Below are 18,598 nucleotides of genomic sequence, written 5' to 3' on the forward strand. Positions count from 1 at the left end.
GACCACGTTGATCGTGTGGGCCGACCGGGAATCCGGGGACTCTCCCCCGGGAAGACGCTGCATCGCAACCCCACCTCATCGTCCCCGGCCGACCGGCCACGGCGTAGCTCAACGGTCCACTTTCTCACCCGTGCCGTACGGGTTGCCGCTTTCGGGACCGGTGTCCGGTGTCGGGTCACTCGGCTGCTCGGAGTCGTCACCCTCGTCGCCGTCCCCGTCGGCGGCCTCACGGGCCGCCGCGCGCTTGCGCTGGGTGTACATCCTGACCCCGGCGAGTACGAGCAGCAGCACACCGCCGGCGATGACGAGCATCACGGTCGGAGTGAATTCGTTCACGTCGACCGTGAACTCCATCTGGCGTCCGTACGGTGTGCCGTCCTCGGTGTAGAGCTGGGCGATCACCGGGACCGGGCCGTTGGCGTTGGCGGTGGCTGTGAACTTCACCGACTGGCTGTGGCCGCCCGCGACCTTCACCGGGCTTTCGGCGACGCTCTCGCCGCCGTCCAGCTTGAGGCGGGTGGGCTTGGTCGACTTGAGCCGAAGCACCAGGTGCTCGACGCCCTGCACCAGCTGGTTCTGCACCGTCACGGGCACGGTCGCGCTGCGCCCCGACAGGGTCGCGTCGGACTTCTGGATGAGCTGCACCTCGTCGGTGAGGCTCACCAGGTAGCTCTGCACCCCGTCGCGGTACTTCTGGGCCTTTTGCGCACTGCCCCGCCAAGACGTCGACATCGCGCGGTTGATGGCGTTGCCGAAGGGAGTGACCACACGGTCGCGGGCGGTGAGGATCACCTTGAAGTTGTCGAGCTTGGCCTGCGTGGCCTTGATGTCCTGGAACGCCTTGGCCGGAAGCTCCTGCCTGCTCAGCGACCGGGGGTACGAGGCGGGGCCCGGCACGTCGGTCGTGGCACGGGCGTCGGGCTTGGCCTTCGCCGCGGCCACCAGGTCCAACGGCTGCGACCAGCGCTGGGCGTCGAGGCTGTGCAGAGCGCTCGCCATCGACTGCGCCTGACTCGCCGACGGCAGGCGCTGCGGGGCGACGACGACGCTGCGCTGCTTCTCCTCGTCCTGGAGTGTCACCGCCAGGGTCTGGGCGAGGAATTTCTGTACGGCCAGGGTGGAGTCCCCGGCCTTCGACATGTCGCCCTCGAAGGCGGTGGACAGCCGGGCGTCGGCAACCACCGCGGTCGTGCCGCCGCCGATCGGCCGGGCCGCGGTGGGCGTGTACGGCAGGCCGCCCGTCTCATGGAGGCTGTCGCTGCGTGCGATCACGTTGTGCGCGCCGGCCGACGTGGCGACATCGACGACGGACGGGTCGACGGCGCCGTTCACCGGCCAGGCGAAGTCGGTGGAGGGCTCCGTGTGGAGGATCGACTTCACGGCCGTCGCGGCGACATCGGTCGCGCGCCGCAGATGGCTGAGGGAGCCGGGGACGTCCTTGCCGCGGTGTGCCAGCGAGGCCAGGTCGGGGTCGGCGAACGGCAGCGCGACGACCTTCCGGCCCTCCACCGCCTTCTGGAGATCGCTCAGCCACCGGTTGGCCACGGCCTGGTACTTGCCCGCGACGGTTGTTTCACCGTCCTCGGACTTGACCTGGTAGCTCTGCGTCATGGCATTGACGGTGGCGAGCAGGTCAGGGTCTACGACCCAGGTCACGGGCAGTTCATTGCCGAGGGAGACGAGCTGGTTCAGCCGCCCGCCCGGGGCGAGCTCCGCGCCGAGGTTGTCGTTCTCGAACACCGGGGTCTGCTGCTCGTCCGAGCCCGTCTCGGCGGTGAGATGCGTAGAGGAGATCAGCGGCCAGAGGTAGGTGAGCTGGGTCTTCTTCTCCGTGGCCTCGGGCTGCCAGGGAAGGAACGTCTTCTGGATGCCCAGCGTCTGCTCGTACGGATGGCTCGGGGTCTGCCCCGACAGGGACACCCCGAGCTGATAGACACCCTGGTCGTCAAGATCCAGTTTGTCCACCGGCACGGTGATGCTGAAGTCCTCGCTGATACCTGACTGGAGCTTCGCGAACTTCTTCGTGAACTTCCCGCCGAGCTCGGCGGGGTCACGGCTGTCCGTGTCACGGCTGCGCTCGTCCGCGGTGTCGATCGCCGCCCTGCCGGACATGCGCGGTCCCACGCTGAGTCCTACATGCGCGTCGGTGACGGCTTCCTTACCTCTGTTGGTGACCGTGCCGGAGATGGTGACCTTGTCACCCTCCACCGGGGCGCCGGGGGTGAGTGCGTTCAAGGACACATCAACCGTGTGCGAGCCGGTGGCGTCGTCGGCATGCGCGGGCGGGGCCGCCGGGAGGTACAGCAGACCTGCCACCAGCGGGGCGCCCGCGAGCAGCCCTGCCGTGCGCCGCAGCCACCGGCGGGCAGGTGAGGGAACCATCCCCTGAAAGTCTGCCGCCTCGGCCACGCCCACGCCCGTCCCTAGTCTTTGTCTGCTGCTGGTGTTGGTTGTCGGTTCCTGCGTCCACGCATGGTAACGAGGTGCGCTGTGGCGAAGTGCTGCCCACTGCTCCACATGATCGGAAGAGTCTTGTCGGGCGGCAATAAACGAGGAAGCTTCGGCCGGCCGGGGCACGTACCCTTTTCTGTTGTGCCGAACGCCAACGAAGACAACCCCAGTGCCCTGAATCAGGTGCAGCGCCGCGCGGTCAGCGAACTGCTGCGGGTCTCCCCTGTCGCCGACGATCTCGCGCGCCGTTTCCAGGAGGCGGGCTTCGGTCTCGCGCTCGTCGGCGGATCGGTCAGGGACGCGTTGCTCGGCCGCCTCGGCAACGACCTGGACTTTACGACCGACGCCCGGCCCGACGACGTACTGAAGATCGTCCGGCCGTGGGCGGACTCGGTGTGGGAGGTCGGGATCGCCTTCGGGACGGTGGGCTGCCAGAAGGCGGGCTACCAGATCGAGGTCACGACGTACCGCTCCGAGGCGTACGACAGGACCTCCCGCAAGCCCGAGGTGTCCTACGGCGACTCCATCGAGGAAGACCTCGTACGCCGTGACTTCACCGTCAACGCGATGGCCGTCGCACTCCCGGAGAAGGAGTTCGTCGACCCGCACGGCGGTCTGGAGGACCTCGCTGCCCGTGTCCTGCGTACGCCCGGGACGCCTGAGGAGTCGTTCTCTGACGACCCCCTGCGGATGATGCGCGCCGCGCGGTTCGCCGCTCAGCTCGACTTCGAGGTGGCGCCCGAGGTCGTCGAGGCGATGACGGCCATGGCGGAGCGCATCGAGATCGTCTCGGCAGAGCGGGTGCGTGACGAGTTCAACAAGCTGATTGTTTCCGCGAACCCGCGCAAGGGCCTGCGGCTGCTTGTCGACAGCGGGATCGCCGGATACGTGCTCCCCGAGCTGCCCGCACTGCGGCTGGAAAGTGATGAGCATCACAAGCACAAGGACGTCTACGAGCACTCGCTGACCGTCCTGGAGCAGGCCATGGACCTGGAAGAGGACGGGCCGGACCTCGTGCTGCGGCTCGCGGCGCTGCTGCACGACATCGGGAAGCCGAGGACGCGGCGCTTCGAGCAGGACGGCCGCGTCTCCTTCCACCACCACGAGGTGGTCGGCGCGAAGATGACAAAGAAGCGCATGACCGCCCTCAAGTACTCGAACGACATGATCAAGGACGTCTCGCTGCTGGTGGAGCTGCACCTGCGCTTCCACGGCTACGGGACCGGCGAGTGGACCGACTCCGCCGTGCGGCGGTACGTCCGTGACGCGGGCCCGCAGCTGGAGCGGCTGCACAAGCTCACCCGCTCGGACTGCACCACGCGCAACAAGCGCAAGGCCGGCGCGCTCTCGCGGGCGTACGACGGACTTGAGGAGCGCATCGCGCAGCTTCAGGAGCAGGAAGAGCTGGAATCCATCCGGCCGGATCTGGACGGAAACCAGATCATGGAAATCCTGGGCATCAGGCCCGGCCCGGAGATCGGCAAGGCATACAAGTTCCTGCTGGAGCTGCGCCTGGAGAACGGGCCGATGGAGCACGACGCGGCGGTCGCGGCGCTCAAGGAGTGGTGGGCGACGCAGAGCTGAGGTCATGTTTCACGTGAAACATGCCGACGGGCGGATGCGGTGAGGGGCGGTGTTTCACGTGAAACACCGCCCCTGCGGCCTTGCTGCGGCACGCGCGCACGCTATGGGGCGCCTCCAACCCGGTTCCAGCGGAACATGGCTGCGGCAACCACCGCGTAGATGACAGCGACCGTGACCACCAGGGCGACCGAACGGCCGTCATCGGGCAGCATCAGCGCGGCCGTTGCGGCAGCGCCCACGAAAGCGACGTTGAACAGCACGTCGTAGATCGAGAAGACCCGCCCGCGATAGGCGTCGTCGACCGATGACTGCACCACCGTGTCCGTGCTGATCTTCGCGGCCTGCGTGGTGAGGCCCAGTACGAAAGCGGCGATCATCATCGGCACGGGCTCGAAGGGCAGTCCGAGGGCCGGTTCGAGTACGGCGGCCGATCCCGCGCACGCGACCATCCACCCGTACGTTCCGAGCCGCCCCACCGCCCACGGCGTCAGAACGGCGGCGGCGAAGTACCCCGCTCCGGAGAATCCGGCGGCGATCCCGAGCAGCGCCAGTCCCTCGGACCCGGCCCCCGGCCCGTCCGACCAGGCGTACCGGACCAGCATCAGCACCATGACCGTCAGCGCGCCGTAGCAAAAGCGCATCAGCGTCATCGCGGCCAGCGTGCGTGCCGTGGCCGGGCGCTGCGCCAGGTGCCGCATGCCGTCGGCGAGGCCCCGCGCCGTGGAGGCCAGGGCGGCCCGCAGCCGCGGCTGCACCTGATCGGTGTCGGGGCCGAGCAGCTCGCGGCTCATGCGCAGCGACGACAGGGCGGCGCACAGATAGAGAGCCGCCCCCAGCAGCACCACCGCGGCATCGGAGTCCGACGCCACCAGCCGTACGGCGAAGGCGAGGCCGCCGCCCGCGGTGGCGGCGAGCGTCCCGGCGGTCGGGGACAGCGAGTTGGCCATGACGAGGCGGTCGGCGTCGACGACGCGCGGCAGCGCGGCTGAGAGCCCGGACAGCACGAAGCGGTTGACAGCGGTGACGGAGAGGGCCGAGGCGTAGAACAGCCAGTCCGGCACGGACGCGAGGATCAGCAGAGCCGTGCCGCAGGCGAGCACCGCCCGCAGCAGGTTCCCGTACAGGAAGACCTGCCGGCGCCGCCAGCGGTCCAGGAGTACGCCCGCGAAGGGGCCGACCACCGAGTAGGGGAGCAGTAGTACGGCCATCGCCGAGGCGATCGCCCCGGGCGAGGTCTGCTTCTCCGGGGAGAAGACGACGTACGCGGCGAGCGCGACCTGGTACACACCGTCCGCGGACTGCGAAAGCAGCCGGACCGTCAGCAGGCGGCGGAAGTCGGTCAGGCGCAGGAGTACGCGCAGATCACGTACGACGGGCATGCGAGCAAGCGTCACACACGTCGAGGGTCCCCGGGCGGATTAGCCCGGGGACCCTCGACGATCTGTCTGCATGGAGCTTCAGGAGACGCAGGACAGCAGGTGGAGCTTTTAGCGCTCGACCTCGCCCTTGATGAAGCTCTCGACGGCGCGGTGGGCCGCGTCGTCGAAGTACTGCACCGGCGGGGACTTCATGAAGTACGAGGACGCGGAGAGGATCGGGCCGCCGATGCCGCGGTCCTTGGCGATCTTCGCGGCGCGCACGGCGTCGATGATGACACCCGCGGAGTTCGGGGAGTCCCAGACCTCGAGCTTGTACTCCAGGTTCAGCGGGACGTCACCGAAGGCGCGGCCCTCGAGGCGCACGTACGCCCACTTGCGGTCGTCCAGCCACGCCACGTAGTCCGACGGGCCGATGTGGACGTTGTCGGCGCCCATGTCGCGGTCGGGGATCTGCGAGGTGACGGCCTGCGTCTTCGAGATCTTCTTGGACTCCAGGCGCTCACGCTCGAGCATGTTCTTGAAGTCCATGTTGCCGCCGACGTTCAGCTGCATCGTGCGGTCCAGGATGACGCCCCGGTCCTCGAAGAGCTTCGCCATGACGCGGTGCGTGATGGTGGCGCCGACCTGCGACTTGATGTCGTCGCCGATGATCGGGACACCGGCCTCGGTGAACTTGTCCGCCCACTCCTTGGTGCCGGCGATGAAGACCGGCAGAGCGTTGACGAAGGCGACCTTGGCGTCGATGGCGCACTGCGCGTAGAACTTCGCAGCGTCCTCGGAACCGACGGGCAGGTAGCAGACGAGGACGTCGGCCTGCGTGTCCTTGAGGGCTTGGACGATGTCGACCGGGGACTCGTCGGACTCCTCGATGGTCTGGCGGTAGTACTTGCCCAGGCCGTCGAGGGTGTGACCGCGCTGCACGCTGATGCCGGAGTTCGGCACGTCGCAGATCTTGATGGTGTTGTTCTCGCTGGCGCCGATGGCGTCCGCGAGGTCGAGGCCGACCTTCTTGGCGTCGACGTCGAAGGCGGCGACGAACTCGATGTCCTTCACGTGGTAGTCGCCGAACTGCACGTGCATGAGACCCGGCACCTTGCCCGCCGGGTCGGCGTCCTTGTAGTACTCGACGCCCTGCACCAGCGAGGCGGCGCAGTTGCCCACGCCGACGATGGCTACGCGAACCGAACCCATTGGCGGTTGCTCCCTGTGTTCTCGACGAGGCCTGCGGATGTGCAGGGCCTCACTTGACGGTGTCGTCGGACGGATCCGGACCGGTGTCGTCCCGGTGCCGGGGCAGGCCGTCCGTCTCTCCAGATGTGATGTCGTTACGAGCCGGGCCACCGGGGTCGGATCGTCGCTGATCCCGCCCCGCCCGCTCGCTCTCGATGAGCTCGTTCAGCCAGCGCACTTCGCGCTCCACGGACTCCATGCCGTGCCGCTGCAGCTCAAGCGTGTAGTCGTCCAGGCGCTCGCGGGTACGGGCCAGGGAGGCGCGCATCTTCTCGAGACGCTCCTCCAGCCGGCTCCTGCGGCCCTCGAGCACCCGCATCCGCACCTCGCGCTCCGTCTGTCCGAAGAAGGCGAAACGGGCGGCGAAGTGCTCGTCCTCCCACGTATCGGGACCGGTGTGGGAGAGCAGCTCCTCGAAGTGCTCCTTACCTTCGGCCGTCAACCGGTAGACGATCTTCGCCCGGCGTCCCGCGAGCGAAGCGGCGAGCGCGTCCTCGGGAGCGCTGCCGGGCTCTTCGATCAACCAGCCGCTGGTGACGAGCGTCTTGAGGCAGGGGTAGAGCGTCCCGTAGCTGAAGGCGCGGAAGATCCCCAGCGAGGTGTTGAGCCGCTTGCGCAGCTCGTAACCGTGCATCGGGGACTCGCGCAGCAGGCCGAGCACGGCGAATTCGAGGATGCCTGAGCGCCTGCTCATCCTTCGCCTCCTCAGTCGCCGACGGGCCTTATGCCGAGCTGATGTATCGACTCGATACATCCAGACGATAGGTCGGGAGCCGGGATTCGACAAGGGGGGCCATCGTGAACGGCGTCACATCATCAATTCGATGCACGCAACTTGCCTGATTTGGGGTGAACATCGGCACTGGGTGGGTTTTGACGGTGCGTAGTCTGTGCGGCATGCAGACCACCGGGAACCAAGTGACGCCAGGGAGCGTCCTCGTCCTGGATGCACATGAGGCCGTACGGACGAACCCGCCCCCGGGCTGGTCCGTACTTCGGGGGGACCGGAACTCACCTGCCGCTTCCAGGCGATCTCGCCTGCCCGAGGAGTAGTCGTTCGATGAGCGAGCACCGTCGCAAACCGTCGCAGCCGCAGGACGGAGGACGTGCCGCGGCCCGGCGAGCCGCCCAGCAGCCATCAGGCCGCCGTGCGGCCCCGCCGCGGGACACCAGCAGCACCACCGAGATGCACTCCGGCTCGTACGGAGAGGAACGTCCCCCCGGCGGCAGAGCGGAGGCCCGCCGCGCCGCCCAGCGCGGCGCGTCCGGCGGCTCACGCCGACGCGGCGCCGAGGCCGTCGGCCGCGGCGCGGGGCGGGGGCGCGGAGGCCCGCCGGACAAGGACCGGTTCATCAACTACCCGCGGTCGGACAGATACGGGTGGCGACGGTTCGTACCGTCCTGGAAGCTGGTCGGCGGCAGCTGCCTCGGCTTCTTCGCGATCATGGTCGCGGGGGCGGGGGTGGCGTTCGCGTGGGTCGATACACCCAAAGCGCAGGACATGGCCCAGGCGCAGAACAACGTCTTCTACTGGGACGACGGCAAAACGCAGCTTGCCGCTACAGGTGGTCAGCGCAACCGCCAGACAGTGCTCATCGGCGAGATCCCGAAGTCCATGCAGAATGCGGTGATCGCGGCCGAGAACGCCTCCTTCGACGACGACTGGGGCGTCGACCCCATGGGTATCGCCCGGGCCGTGGTCAACATGGCCAAGGGCGGGGAAACCCAGGGCGGCTCGACCATCACCCAGCAGTTCGTGAAAAACACGTACCTGGACCAAGACCAGACGATGAAGCGCAAGTTCACCGAGCTCATCATTTCGGTCAAGGTCGGCGCCACGATGAAAAAGCCGGACATCCTGGAGGGCTACCTCAATACCGCCTACTTCGGCCGTGGCGCATACGGAATCCAGGCTGCGTCCCAGGCGTACTTCGGCAAGAACAGCGAGGATCTCGAGGCGGACGAGAGCGCCTTCCTCGCCGCACTGCTCAAGGGGCCGAACCTCTTCAACCCCGACGGCGGCATCGGCGAGAACGCCACTCCCGACAAGAACCGCGCGCGCGCCGAGGAGCGCTGGGAGTGGATCCTCGACCGCGAGGTCGAGGTCGACCGTATGGAGCCGGCTGAGCGGGACAAGTGGAAGAAGTCCGGGTTCCCCGAGCTCAAGGACTCGGGCCAGGCCACCGGCCTCGGTGGCCAGAAGGGCTACCTCGTCGAGACCGCCAAGAAGTACGTGATGAAGCAGACCAACATCACGCCGGAGGCTCTCGAACGTGGCGGCTATCGCATCTACACGACCTTCAACAAGGAGAAGGTCGAGGCGATGGAGAAGGCGGTCAACAAGACCCGCGACGAGTTCTTGGACGCCAAGGAACGTCCGAAGAAGGACAAGTTCGTCCAGTTCGGCTCCGCGTCGGTAGATGTGGAGACCGGCAAGATCGTCGCGCTCTACGGCGGCGAGGGCTGGGACAAGAAGCACTTCACCAACAACGCCGACACGTCGGGTGTCCCCGTGGGTTCGACCTGGAAGCCCTACGTCCTCGCCGCGGCGATGGAGTACGGCACTCCGAAGTCCGGCCCCGACGGCCTCTCGCCGAACAGTAAGTACAACGGCAACGACCTGACCGTCATCAACAACAGCGCCGGCGAGCCCTTGATGAACAACAAGGGACAGCCGTTCCGGCAGAAGAACGAGGACCCGACCCCGTTCGGTTACGTCACTCTCACCGAGGCGATGGAGAAGTCCATCAACACCCCCTTCGCCCAGCTCGGCATGGACGTCGGCCTGGGCAACGTGCGGAAGATGGCCAAGGACACCGGGATCCTCGAGGACTCGATGGACCCCAACGACAACGCCTCCTTCTCTCTCGGTACCTCCACCCCGAGCGCCATCCGTATGGCCAACTCGTACGCGACCTTCGCCGCCTCCGGCCAGCACGTCGAGCCCTACTCCGTGTCGAAGGTTCAATACAAGGGCGAGGAGCAGGCCGGGTTCGAGAAGCCGGCGCCCAAGCGGGTGATGGACGACACCATCGCGGACAACGTGACCGAGGTCCTCGAGAACGTCGTCCAGAACGGCACCGGCACCAAGGCCAAGAAGCTCGGCCGCCCCGCCGCGGGCAAGACCGGCACCACAGACAAGAACAAGTCGGCCTGGTTCGTCGGCTACACCCCGCAGCTGTCGACCGCGGTCACCCTGTTCCGTACGGACCCCGAGTCACGCAAGCTGCTCTCCATGAACGGCACCGGCGGCGTCCCGTCCATCCACGGTGGTGACATCCCCGCCGAAGTGTGGACGAACTACATGCGTGACGCGCTCAAGGGCATGCCCGCCAAGGGCTTCCCGGAAGCCGGCCCGATCGGGGAGAAGGCCGACGCCGACGGCGCGCCGTCGCCCACCCCCACCATCACGCCCAGCGAGACGCCCTCCGAGACGCCGTCCGAGACGCCGTCCGAGACCCCCTCGCAAACTCCGACGCCGTCCGAGACCCCCAGCGCGACCAAGTCCTGCGACCCGTTCGACTGGGCCTGCGACGACGAAGGTGGCAACAACGGCGGCAACGACAACGCCGGCACCGACGCGGGAGGCACCGACGTCGGCGGTACGGACACCGGCGGCACCGATACCGGCGGCACGACCGACGGTGGCACAGCCGACGGTGGCACGACCGACGGCACCACCACCGACGGCAGCACCGAAGGCAAACCGGGCAACGGCAACAGCAACGGTGGCCTGTTCGGAGGAGGCGGCGGCTGACGCCACCCACCGCCACCCCCACCCCACCCCTGACGAGGGCCGTCGCACCCCGGTGCGACGGCCCTCGCCGCATGCACAGCCCGCAGCCACAGCCCGCACGCACAGCCCCGTACGGCAGGATGACCCCATGACGAGCGTGCACGAGGACCGGCCCGTAGTACGGCCCACGCATCAGGACAAGGTCGCCGCGGCGGGGAGCGAGCTGATCGGCGGCCCCGTCGGCCGGTGGGCCAGGCTCGGCTCCGGCCCGCTCACGCCCGTGCGCGTAATCGCCCTGGTCGCGATCGGCATGTTCGCGCTCGGCATGGTGCAGAAGATCCCGTGTTACGAGTGGGCCTGGTTCCGCGGCACCAGTTCGCAGTACACGCACGCCTGCTACTCCGACATCCCGCACCTGTATCTCGGGCGCGGCTTCGCCGACGGCCTCGTACCGTACTTCGACCGCCTGGCCGGCGACATGCAGTTCCTCGAGTACCCCGTCCTGACAGGGCTCTTCATGCAGGTCGCCGCCTGGCTGACCATGCCCTTCGACGGCGCCGTACAAGAGCGCGAACAGGCCTACTGGATGGTCAACGCGGGCATGCTGATGATCTGCGCCGCGATCACCGCCGTCTGCGTCGCCCGTACGCACCGACGACGCCCCTGGGACGCCCTGCTCGTCGCTCTCGCGCCGGCCCTCGCGCTCACCGCCACCATCAACTGGGACCTCCTCGCCGTCGCCCTCACAGCCGCCGCCATGCTCATGTGGTCCCGGGGACGCACGCTGGCCTTCGGCATCCTCATCGGACTCGCCACCGCCGCGAAGCTCTACCCCGTACTCCTGCTGGGCCCCCTCCTCGTGCTGTGCTGGAGAGCCGGTAAATACCGGGAGTACGGAGCCGCGCTGCTCGGCGCGGCGGGGGCCTGGCTCCTGGTGAACCTGCCCGTCATGATCTTCGCCCCCGAAGGGTGGAAGAAGTTCTACACCTTCAGCCAGGAACGGTCCGTCGACTTCGGCTCGTTCTGGCTGATCATCACCCAGCGCACCGGAAAGCCGCTCGACGTCGAAGCCGTCAACACGTACGCCACCCTGCTGATGATCGTGCTGTGCGCGGGCATCGCCGTACTCACCCTCACCGCGCCCCGCCGGCCGCGCTTCGCCCAGCTCGCCTTCCTGGTCGTCGCAGCGTTCATCCTCACCAACAAGGTCTACTCACCGCAGTACGTCCTGTGGCTCATCCCACTCGCCGCCCTGGCCAGGCCCCGCTGGCGCGACTTCCTGATCTGGCAGGCCTGCGAGGTCATGTACTACCTCGGGATCTGGATGTACCTCGCGTACACCACCAGCGGCGACAAGCAGCGCGGGCTGCCCCCCGAGGGCTACCAGCTCGCCATCGCGCTGCACCTGCTGGCCACGCTCTACCTGTGCGCCGTCGTCGTACGCGACATCCTCATGCCCGAGCGGGACGCCGTACGGCGCGACGGCTCGGACGACCCCTCGGGCGGTGTCCTCGACGGAGCCGAGGACACCTTCGTCCTGGGGAAGGCCGCGCATCCGCCGCGCCACGCCGTGCACCACTTCGAAGGGGCACGAGTGGAATGGGGCACCACCACGTCCAGCGGGTGACGCCGCCGGACGCTCAGCGTTCGACGATACGGTCGAACTGCGTCGTGGTGTGGCGCAGATGAGCCACCAGTTCCTCGCCCACCTTCGGCTCCTGCGCGTCCGAGGGGACAAAGAGGATCGACACCTGCATGTGCGGGGGCTCCGCGAACCAGCGCTGCTTGCCCGCCCACACGAACGGCGCCAGATTGCGGTTCACCGTGGCAAGACCGGCACGCGCCACACCCTTCGCACGCGGCATCACCCCGTGCAGCGCCTTGGGCGCCTCCAGACCGACACCGTGCGACGTACCACCCGCCACCACCACGAGCCAGCCGTCCGACGCCGCCTTCTGCTGGCGGTAACCGAACCGGTCGCCCTTGGACACCGGCGTCACATCCAGCACCGCGCCCCGGTACTCCGTCGCCTCGTGGTCGCCCAGCCACAGCCGTGTGCCGATACGCGCACGGAAGCGGGTCTGTGGGAACTGCTGCTGCAACCGCGCCAGTTCCTCCGCCTTCAGGTGGCTGACGAACATCGTGTGCAGCGGAAGACGGGCCGCCCGCAGCCGGTCCATCCAGCCGATGACCTCCTCCACCGCGTCGGAACCGTCCGTACGGTCCAGCGGGAGGTGCAGGGCGAAGCCCTCCAGACGTACGTCCTCGATGGCCGCGTGAAGCAGCCCCAGCTCCTCCTCCCGCACTCCGTGACGCTTCATCGAGCTCATGCACTCGATGACGACACGGGCGCCGACCAGCGCGTGCACACCGTCGACCGACGACACCGAACGCACCACCCGGTCCGGCAGCGGAACCGGTTCCTCACCGCGCCGGAACGGCGTCAGGACAAGCAGGTCACCGCCGAACCAGTCCTTGATGCGGGCCGCTTCGTAAGTCGTGCCGACGGCCAGGATGTCCGAGCCGAAACGGGTCGCCTCGTCCGCGAGCCGCTCATGGCCGAAGCCGTAACCGTTGCCTTTGCAGACCGGCACGATTCCCGGGAACTGATCGAGCACGGACTTCTGGTGCGCCCGCCAGCGCGCGGTGTCGACGTAGAGGGTGAGCGCCATGGCCGGTCCGGAACCTTTCTCGTGGCTGCGGTGTATCGAAGGTATGAAGCGGTACGAGCGGTACGACGTGCGGCCCTGAAGCCGTGTACGTCGTGTACGCCGTGTCGCCGTGTACGGGGTCGAGCGGGGGTCAGCGGCGCGACATGTACATGTCGAGCGCCTTGTGGAGCATCTTGTTGAGCGGGAAATCCCACTCGCCGACGTACTCGACAGCCTCCCCACCCGTACCCACCTTGAACTGGATCAGGCCGAACAGGTGGTCGGTCTCGTCGAGAGAATCGGAAATGCCCCGCAGGTCATAGACGGTCGCGCCCATCGCGTACGCATCACGCAGCATCCGCCACTGCATCGCGTTCGAGGGCCGGACCTCGCGGCCGATGTTGTCGGAAGCGCCGTACGAGTACCAGACGTGGCCCCCGACGACCAGCATCGTCGCCGCCGACAGGTTCACCCCGTTGTGCTGCGCGAAGTACAGCCGCATCCGGTTGGGGTCCTCGGCGTTCAGAACCGACCACATGCGCTGGAAGTACGAGAGCGGGCGCGGCCGGAAACGGTCGCGCACAGCGGTGATCTCGTACAGCCGCTGCCACTCGGCCAGGTCCTCGTAACCGCCCTGGACCACCTCGACGCCGGCCTTCTCGGCCTTCTTGATGTTGCGCCGCCACAGCTGGTTGAAGCCCTTGAGAACGTCGTCGAGCGAGCGGTTCGCCAGCGGCACCTGGTAGACGTAGCGCGGCTGTACGTCACCGAATCCGGCGCCGCCGTCCTCGCCCTGCTGCCAGCCCATCTTCCGCAGCCGGTCCGCCACTTCGAAAGCACGCGGCTCGATGTGCGTCGCCTCGATGTCCCGCAGCCGCTTCACATCCGGATCCTGGATGCCCGCCTTGATGGCAGGCGCGTCCCAACGGCGAATGACCACCGGCGGACCCATCTTCACGGAGAAGGCACCCTGCTGCTTCAGATGCGCCAGCATCGGCTGAAGCCAGTCGTCCAGATTCGGCGCGTACCAGTTGATCACCGGACCCTCGGGCAGATACGCCAGGTACCGCTTGATCTTCGGCAGCTGCCGGTACAGCACCAGACCGGCGCCGACCAGCTCACCGCCCTTGTCGAACCAGCCCAGGCTCTCCGACCGCCACTCCGTCTTCACGTCGGCCCACGCCGGGACCTGGCAGTGGCTCGCCGCGGGCAGGCTCTGGATGTATGCCAGATGCTGCTCTCGGCTGATGGTCCTCAGGGTCAGGCTCATGCGGGGCGCTCCTCGGCAGGTCTGTCCCCATGGGATCAGGGGCTCCGGCTCTCGCGCCGAAGCCTACTGCGCCAAGGGAGCGCCCCGACTGGCCCTCTGACCCAGCCGGGCCTATCCGAGCACCCCTCCGAACAGCCCACCGTGCGCCATACCGAGGAAGAAGCCGATCGCGGACGCCCCAAGACCGATGATCATCGGCACCCGCTCACGGGTCGTGGCCGAGATGAACTGGCCGTACGCACCCGTCAGGATCCCCAGCAGCCCCGTCCAGGAGCTGAGCAGGTGCAGGTTGTGGAACATCGCCGAGACAAAGGCGATCGCGCCCAGTACGAGCGTCACCACGAGCAGCGTGTCCTGGAGCGGATGAGGCTTGCCGTCGGTCTCGAAGAGGGAGGACGTGGAGCGTCGTCGCATTGCCTGTGCCATGAGGCACCTCCTGCTGAAGGCGGCGAACCGTGATGCCGCACACACCCGATGTGTACAGATTGTGGCCCCTCCCGGCCGGATTTCAACCGGAAGGCGGTGAGCAGGTAGTCTGTACGGTCTGCACCGGTGTCTGCCCACGCCAGAAAACAAGCCTCTTCTCTCGAAGAAGGCGGCTTGTCAGTGGCGGCCGATACCGTTGCGTACGCATCACGACCCTCCTGCCACGGAACGACCGTGGCCGCTGAGTCCAAAGGAGGTGGGTTCCACATGCGTCACTACGAAGTGATGGTCATCCTCGACCCCGAACTCGAGGAGCGCGCTGTCTCCCCGTTGATCGAGAACTTCCTCTCCGTCGTCCGTGAGGGCAACGGAAAGGTCGAGAAGGTCGACACCTGGGGCCGTCGTCGTCTGTCCTACGAGATCAAGAAGAAGCCTGAGGGCATCTACTCGGTCATCGACCTGCAGGCCGAGCCCGCAGTCGTCAAGGAGCTCGACCGACAGATGAACCTGAACGAGTCGGTCCTCCGGACCAAGGTCCTCCGCCCCGAAACCCACTGAGCTCCGTAGCTCAGCGGTAATCGGGTCCGAGTAGCAACAAGCAGCCAGCAGCAATCCCCGCCGAGAGGTTCACCCATGGCAGGCGAGACCGTCATCACGGTCGTCGGCAATCTCGTCGACGACCCCGAGCTGCGCTTCACCCCGTCCGGTGCGGCGGTCGCGAAGTTCCGTGTCGCGTCCACTCCCCGCATCTTCGACAAGCAGACCAATGAGTGGAAGGACGGCGAAGGCCTGTTCCTCACCTGCTCGGTCTGGCGTCAGGCGGCGGAGAACGTCGCAGAGTCGCTTACGCGAGGCATGCGCGTCGTCGTACAGGGCCGGCTCAAGCAGCGGTCCTACGAAGACCGCGAGGGCGTCAAGCGCACGGTCTACGAGCTGGACGTCGAGGAAGTCGGCCCCAGCCTCAAGACGGCCACGGCCAAGGTCACCAAGACCACCGGCCGAGGCGGTCAGGGCGGGTACGGCGGCGGTCAGCAGGGCGGTCAGCAGGGCGGCGGCAACTGGGGCGGAGCCCCCGGTGGCGGCGGCCCGCAGCAGGGCGGCGGCGCTCCCGCCGACGACCCCTGGGCCAGCAGTGCACCGGCCGGCGGCGGTCAGCAGCAGGGCGGCGGCAGCTGGGGCGGAAGCTCCGGTGGTTCCGCCGGCGGCGGCTACTCGGACGAGCCCCCCTTCTAGGGCGGGCCCGTACACCACTTCTTGATCACACAGGAGAAACACCATGGCGAAGCCGCCTGTGCGCAAGCCTAAGAAGAAGGTCTGCGCATTCTGCAAGGACAAGGTCACGTACGTGGACTACAAGGACACGAACATGCTGCGGAAGTTCATTTCCGACCGCGGCAAGATCCGTGCCCGCCGCGTGACCGGCAACTGCACGCAGCACCAGCGTGACGTCGCCACGGCAGTCAAGAACAGCCGTGAGATGGCGCTGCTGCCCTACACGTCCACCGCGCGATAAGGGAAGGGTGACCGAAAAATGAAGATCATCCTCACCCACGAGGTCTCTGGCCTCGGCACTGCCGGCGACGTCGTTGACGTCAAGGACGGCTACGCTCGCAACTACCTGGTCCCGCGTGGTTTCGCGATCCGCTGGACCAAGGGTGGCGAGAAGGACGTGGCGCAGATCCGCCGCGCCCGCAAGATCCACGAGATCGCGACCATCGAGCAGGCCAACGAGATCAAGGCCAAGCTCGAAGGCGTGAACGTGCGCCTGGCCGTTCGCTCCGGCGACGCCGGCCGTCTCTTCGGTTCCGTCACCCCGGCCGACGTCGCTTCGGCGATCAAGGCTGCCGGTGGCCCCGACGTCGACAAGCGCCGCGTTGAGCTGGGCTCGCCGATCAAGACCCTCGGTTCGCACCAGGTCTCGGTGCGTCTGCACCCCGAGGTCGCCGCGAAGCTGGGCGTCGAGGTCGTCGCCGCCTAAGGCCGCGCATCTCAGAGCAGTACGAAGGGCCGCACCCCACGGGGTGCGGCCCTTCGCTGTTTCACGTGAAACATCGCTTTCGCTTCGCTCAGCGCGTGGCACCCGTGACGATCCAGCGACCCGAACGCGCACGCAGCCACAACGTCAGCATCCGGACCGCCATCATCAGCGTCATCGCCCACCACAGAGCCGTCAGCCCCCCGCCGAGCACCGGTACCAGCAGAGCCACCGGCGTGAAAACCGCCAGCGTCGCCAGCATGGCCCACGCCAGATACCGGCCGTCCCCCGCGCCCATCAGCACGCCATCCAGCACAAAGACGACACCCGAGATCGGCTGGGAGACAGCCACCACCAGCAAAGCGGGCAGCAGCACGTCCCGCACCACCTGATCGCTCGTGAACAGCGGGATGAACAACGGCCGCGACACCGCGACGAGTACGCCGAGCACCACCCCGGAGACGATTCCCCACTGCACCATCCGCCGGCACGCCTCCTGTGCACCCTTGGCATCGTTGGCGCCCAGATAGCGCCCGATGATCGCCTGGCCGGCGATGGCGATCGCGTCGAGGGCGAAGGCCAGCAGGCTCCACAAGGCCAAAATGATCTGGTGGGCGGCGACATCGGCGTCCCCGAGCCGGGCGGCCACCGCGGTAGCGATCATCAGGACGGCACGCAGCGAAAGCGTACGGACCAGCAGCGGTGCGCCGGCCTGGGCGCAGGCCCGTATCCCCGCAGCGTCGGGGCGCAGGGACGCACCATGCTTGCGGGCGCCACGCACCACCACCACGAGATAGGCGGCGGCCATCCCGAGCTGGGCGATCACCGTGCCCCACGCTGAACCGGCGATGCCCAGCCCGGCGCCGTACACGAGGCCCACGCTGAAGGCCGCGTTGGCGGTGAATCCGCCGACGGCGACGTACAGCGGTGTCCTCGTGTCCTGGAGACCGCGCAGGACACCCGTGGCCGCGAGCACGACGAGCATCGCGGGGATGCCCAGGCTGGAGATCCGCAGATAGGTGATGGCGTACGGAGCCGCCGTGTCGGAGGCGCCGAAGAGGCCGACGAGCCAGGGGGCGGCCGGCAGGACGACCGCGATCACCGCGGCGCCGAGGAGGAGGGCCAGCCAGATGCCGTCCATGCCCTGCCGGATGGCTGCCGGAAGGTCGCCCGCGCCGACGCGACGGGCGACCGCGGCGGTGGTGGCGTACGCGAGGAAGACGAAGACGCTCACCGCGGTCATCAGGAGCGCGGCGGCGATACCGAGGCCCGCGAGCTGAGGGGTGCCGAGGTGGCCGATGACCGCGCTGTCGACCATTACGAAAAGGGGCTCGGCGACCAGGGCGCCGAAGGCCGGGAGGGCGAGCGCGATGATCTCGCGGTCGTGCCGGCGTCGGCTGTTCTTCGCTGCCGTGGGGGCCTGAGTCATGGGGTCAATCTAATCTTCCACAGGTAAGAGATGCAATGGCGCTGAGGTCCTTACGAACGGGCGCTTTTCCGGCTCCGCTGTGCGCCGTTTGTTCTGATCTTGAACCGAGGGCCGAAGTTTTTCTTCCCCACAGCCGGTGGATGGAGAAACCGCAGGTCAGTGCCATGGAGGTGGGGTGGCTATGAGTTTGTCCACAGCGCTGTCCCCCGGTCCATGCACAGGTTCTGGGGTGTTCTCCACAGCAAGTGGCCCTTCTCCACACGTGCCTGTGGATAACCAGATTGGCTGACGGTGCCCGCGGGCCTACCGTGGTGCGGCGCCCGCCTTCCGTTCCGGCCCCGGAAGCTCGTCGAACTCGATGCGCCGGAACCGGAGTCGGGCGTCTCATTTGTCAGAGCCGTGCCGTAAGAAAGAGTGGCACAGCGAGGTCCGCGCAGCGGACGGGAGGAGGTGGCCCGGTGAGCATT

15 protein-coding genes are annotated in these 18,598 nt (G+C 67.7%); 7 read left to right on the forward strand and 8 right to left on the reverse strand.

Features of this window, described 5'->3' with window-relative positions; genetic code table 11:
* Positions 1 to 108: 108 nt before the first annotated feature.
* Positions 109 to 2,409, reverse strand: a complete 2,301-nt coding sequence (locus tag AC1P0E_RS17120; protein ID WP_482743035.1) for a DUF6049 family protein — start codon at positions 2,407 to 2,409, stop codon at positions 109 to 111.
* A 183-nt stretch (positions 2,410 to 2,592) separates the two neighbouring features.
* Between AC1P0E_RS17120 and AC1P0E_RS17125 the strand changes: the two genes are divergently transcribed.
* Positions 2,593 to 4,035: a CCA tRNA nucleotidyltransferase gene (locus AC1P0E_RS17125; protein ID WP_482743036.1), complete on the forward strand. Its 1,443-nt coding sequence runs from the start codon at positions 2,593 to 2,595 to the stop codon at positions 4,033 to 4,035.
* Between the two features lie 101 nt (positions 4,036 to 4,136).
* Here the strand turns inward: AC1P0E_RS17125 and AC1P0E_RS17130 are convergent, their stop codons facing one another.
* The 3 genes from AC1P0E_RS17130 to AC1P0E_RS17140 form a co-directional block, all read right to left on the reverse strand.
* Positions 4,137 to 5,414, reverse strand: coding sequence for an MFS transporter (locus tag AC1P0E_RS17130; protein ID WP_482743037.1), 1,278 nt, complete (start codon positions 5,412 to 5,414; stop codon positions 4,137 to 4,139).
* 108 nt (positions 5,415 to 5,522) lie between these two features.
* On the reverse strand, positions 5,523 to 6,605 hold the full coding sequence (locus AC1P0E_RS17135; RefSeq protein WP_482743038.1) for an inositol-3-phosphate synthase: 1,083 nt from the start codon (positions 6,603 to 6,605) through the stop codon (positions 5,523 to 5,525).
* 49 nt (positions 6,606 to 6,654) lie between these two features.
* Positions 6,655 to 7,338, reverse strand: a complete 684-nt coding sequence (locus tag AC1P0E_RS17140) for a PadR family transcriptional regulator (protein WP_482743039.1) — start codon at positions 7,336 to 7,338, stop codon at positions 6,655 to 6,657.
* A gap of 366 nt (positions 7,339 to 7,704) precedes the next feature.
* Between AC1P0E_RS17140 and AC1P0E_RS17145 the strand changes: the two genes are divergently transcribed.
* Positions 7,705 to 10,401: a transglycosylase domain-containing protein gene (locus tag AC1P0E_RS17145; RefSeq protein WP_482743040.1), complete on the forward strand. Its 2,697-nt coding sequence runs from the start codon at positions 7,705 to 7,707 to the stop codon at positions 10,399 to 10,401.
* 127 nt (positions 10,402 to 10,528) lie between these two features.
* The gene (locus tag AC1P0E_RS17150) at positions 10,529 to 12,007 is read left to right on the forward strand and encodes a glycosyltransferase family 87 protein (protein ID WP_482743041.1); all 1,479 of its coding nucleotides are present in this window, start codon (positions 10,529 to 10,531) and stop codon (positions 12,005 to 12,007) included.
* Positions 12,008 to 12,020: 13 nt separating this feature from the next.
* On the opposite strand, the gene AC1P0E_RS17155 is transcribed toward AC1P0E_RS17150, so the two are convergent.
* The 3 genes from AC1P0E_RS17155 to AC1P0E_RS17165 all read right to left on the reverse strand — a co-directional run bounded on the left by AC1P0E_RS17155 (position 12,021) and on the right by AC1P0E_RS17165 (position 14,727).
* Complete coding sequence (locus AC1P0E_RS17155) at positions 12,021 to 13,052, reverse strand: alanine racemase (protein WP_482743042.1); 1,032 nt, start codon at positions 13,050 to 13,052, stop codon at positions 12,021 to 12,023.
* Positions 13,053 to 13,182: 130 nt separating this feature from the next.
* The gene (locus AC1P0E_RS17160; RefSeq protein ID WP_482743043.1) at positions 13,183 to 14,301 is read right to left on the reverse strand and encodes a lipid II:glycine glycyltransferase FemX; all 1,119 of its coding nucleotides are present in this window, start codon (positions 14,299 to 14,301) and stop codon (positions 13,183 to 13,185) included.
* A 111-nt stretch (positions 14,302 to 14,412) separates the two neighbouring features.
* Entirely contained in the window at positions 14,413 to 14,727 is a 315-nt protein-coding gene (locus tag AC1P0E_RS17165; protein WP_482743044.1) for a hypothetical protein, read from the reverse strand.
* Positions 14,728 to 14,994: 267 nt separating this feature from the next.
* On the opposite strand from AC1P0E_RS17165, the gene rpsF reads away from it, so the two are divergent.
* The 4 genes from rpsF to rplI all read left to right on the forward strand — a co-directional run bounded on the left by rpsF (position 14,995) and on the right by rplI (position 16,705).
* Positions 14,995 to 15,285, forward strand: coding sequence for a 30S ribosomal protein S6 (gene rpsF, locus AC1P0E_RS17170; RefSeq protein WP_266829606.1), 291 nt, complete (start codon positions 14,995 to 14,997; stop codon positions 15,283 to 15,285).
* A gap of 75 nt (positions 15,286 to 15,360) precedes the next feature.
* Positions 15,361 to 15,960 carry a single-stranded DNA-binding protein gene (locus AC1P0E_RS17175; protein WP_482743045.1) on the forward strand — a complete coding sequence of 200 codons (600 nt, stop codon included), beginning with the start codon at positions 15,361 to 15,363 and terminating at the stop codon, positions 15,958 to 15,960.
* A 43-nt stretch (positions 15,961 to 16,003) separates the two neighbouring features.
* Positions 16,004 to 16,240: a 30S ribosomal protein S18 gene (gene rpsR, locus AC1P0E_RS17180; protein WP_003949403.1), complete on the forward strand. Its 237-nt coding sequence runs from the start codon at positions 16,004 to 16,006 to the stop codon at positions 16,238 to 16,240.
* A gap of 18 nt (positions 16,241 to 16,258) precedes the next feature.
* Positions 16,259 to 16,705: a 50S ribosomal protein L9 gene (gene rplI / locus AC1P0E_RS17185; protein WP_214974266.1), complete on the forward strand. Its 447-nt coding sequence runs from the start codon at positions 16,259 to 16,261 to the stop codon at positions 16,703 to 16,705.
* 88 nt (positions 16,706 to 16,793) lie between these two features.
* Here rplI and AC1P0E_RS17190 read toward each other — a convergent pair whose 3' ends face one another.
* Positions 16,794 to 18,131, reverse strand: a complete 1,338-nt coding sequence (locus AC1P0E_RS17190; RefSeq protein ID WP_482743046.1) for an MATE family efflux transporter — start codon at positions 18,129 to 18,131, stop codon at positions 16,794 to 16,796.
* Positions 18,132 to 18,598: the final 467 nt, after the last annotated feature.

The organism is Streptomyces sp. TRD_SC_5, assembly GCF_056836825.1.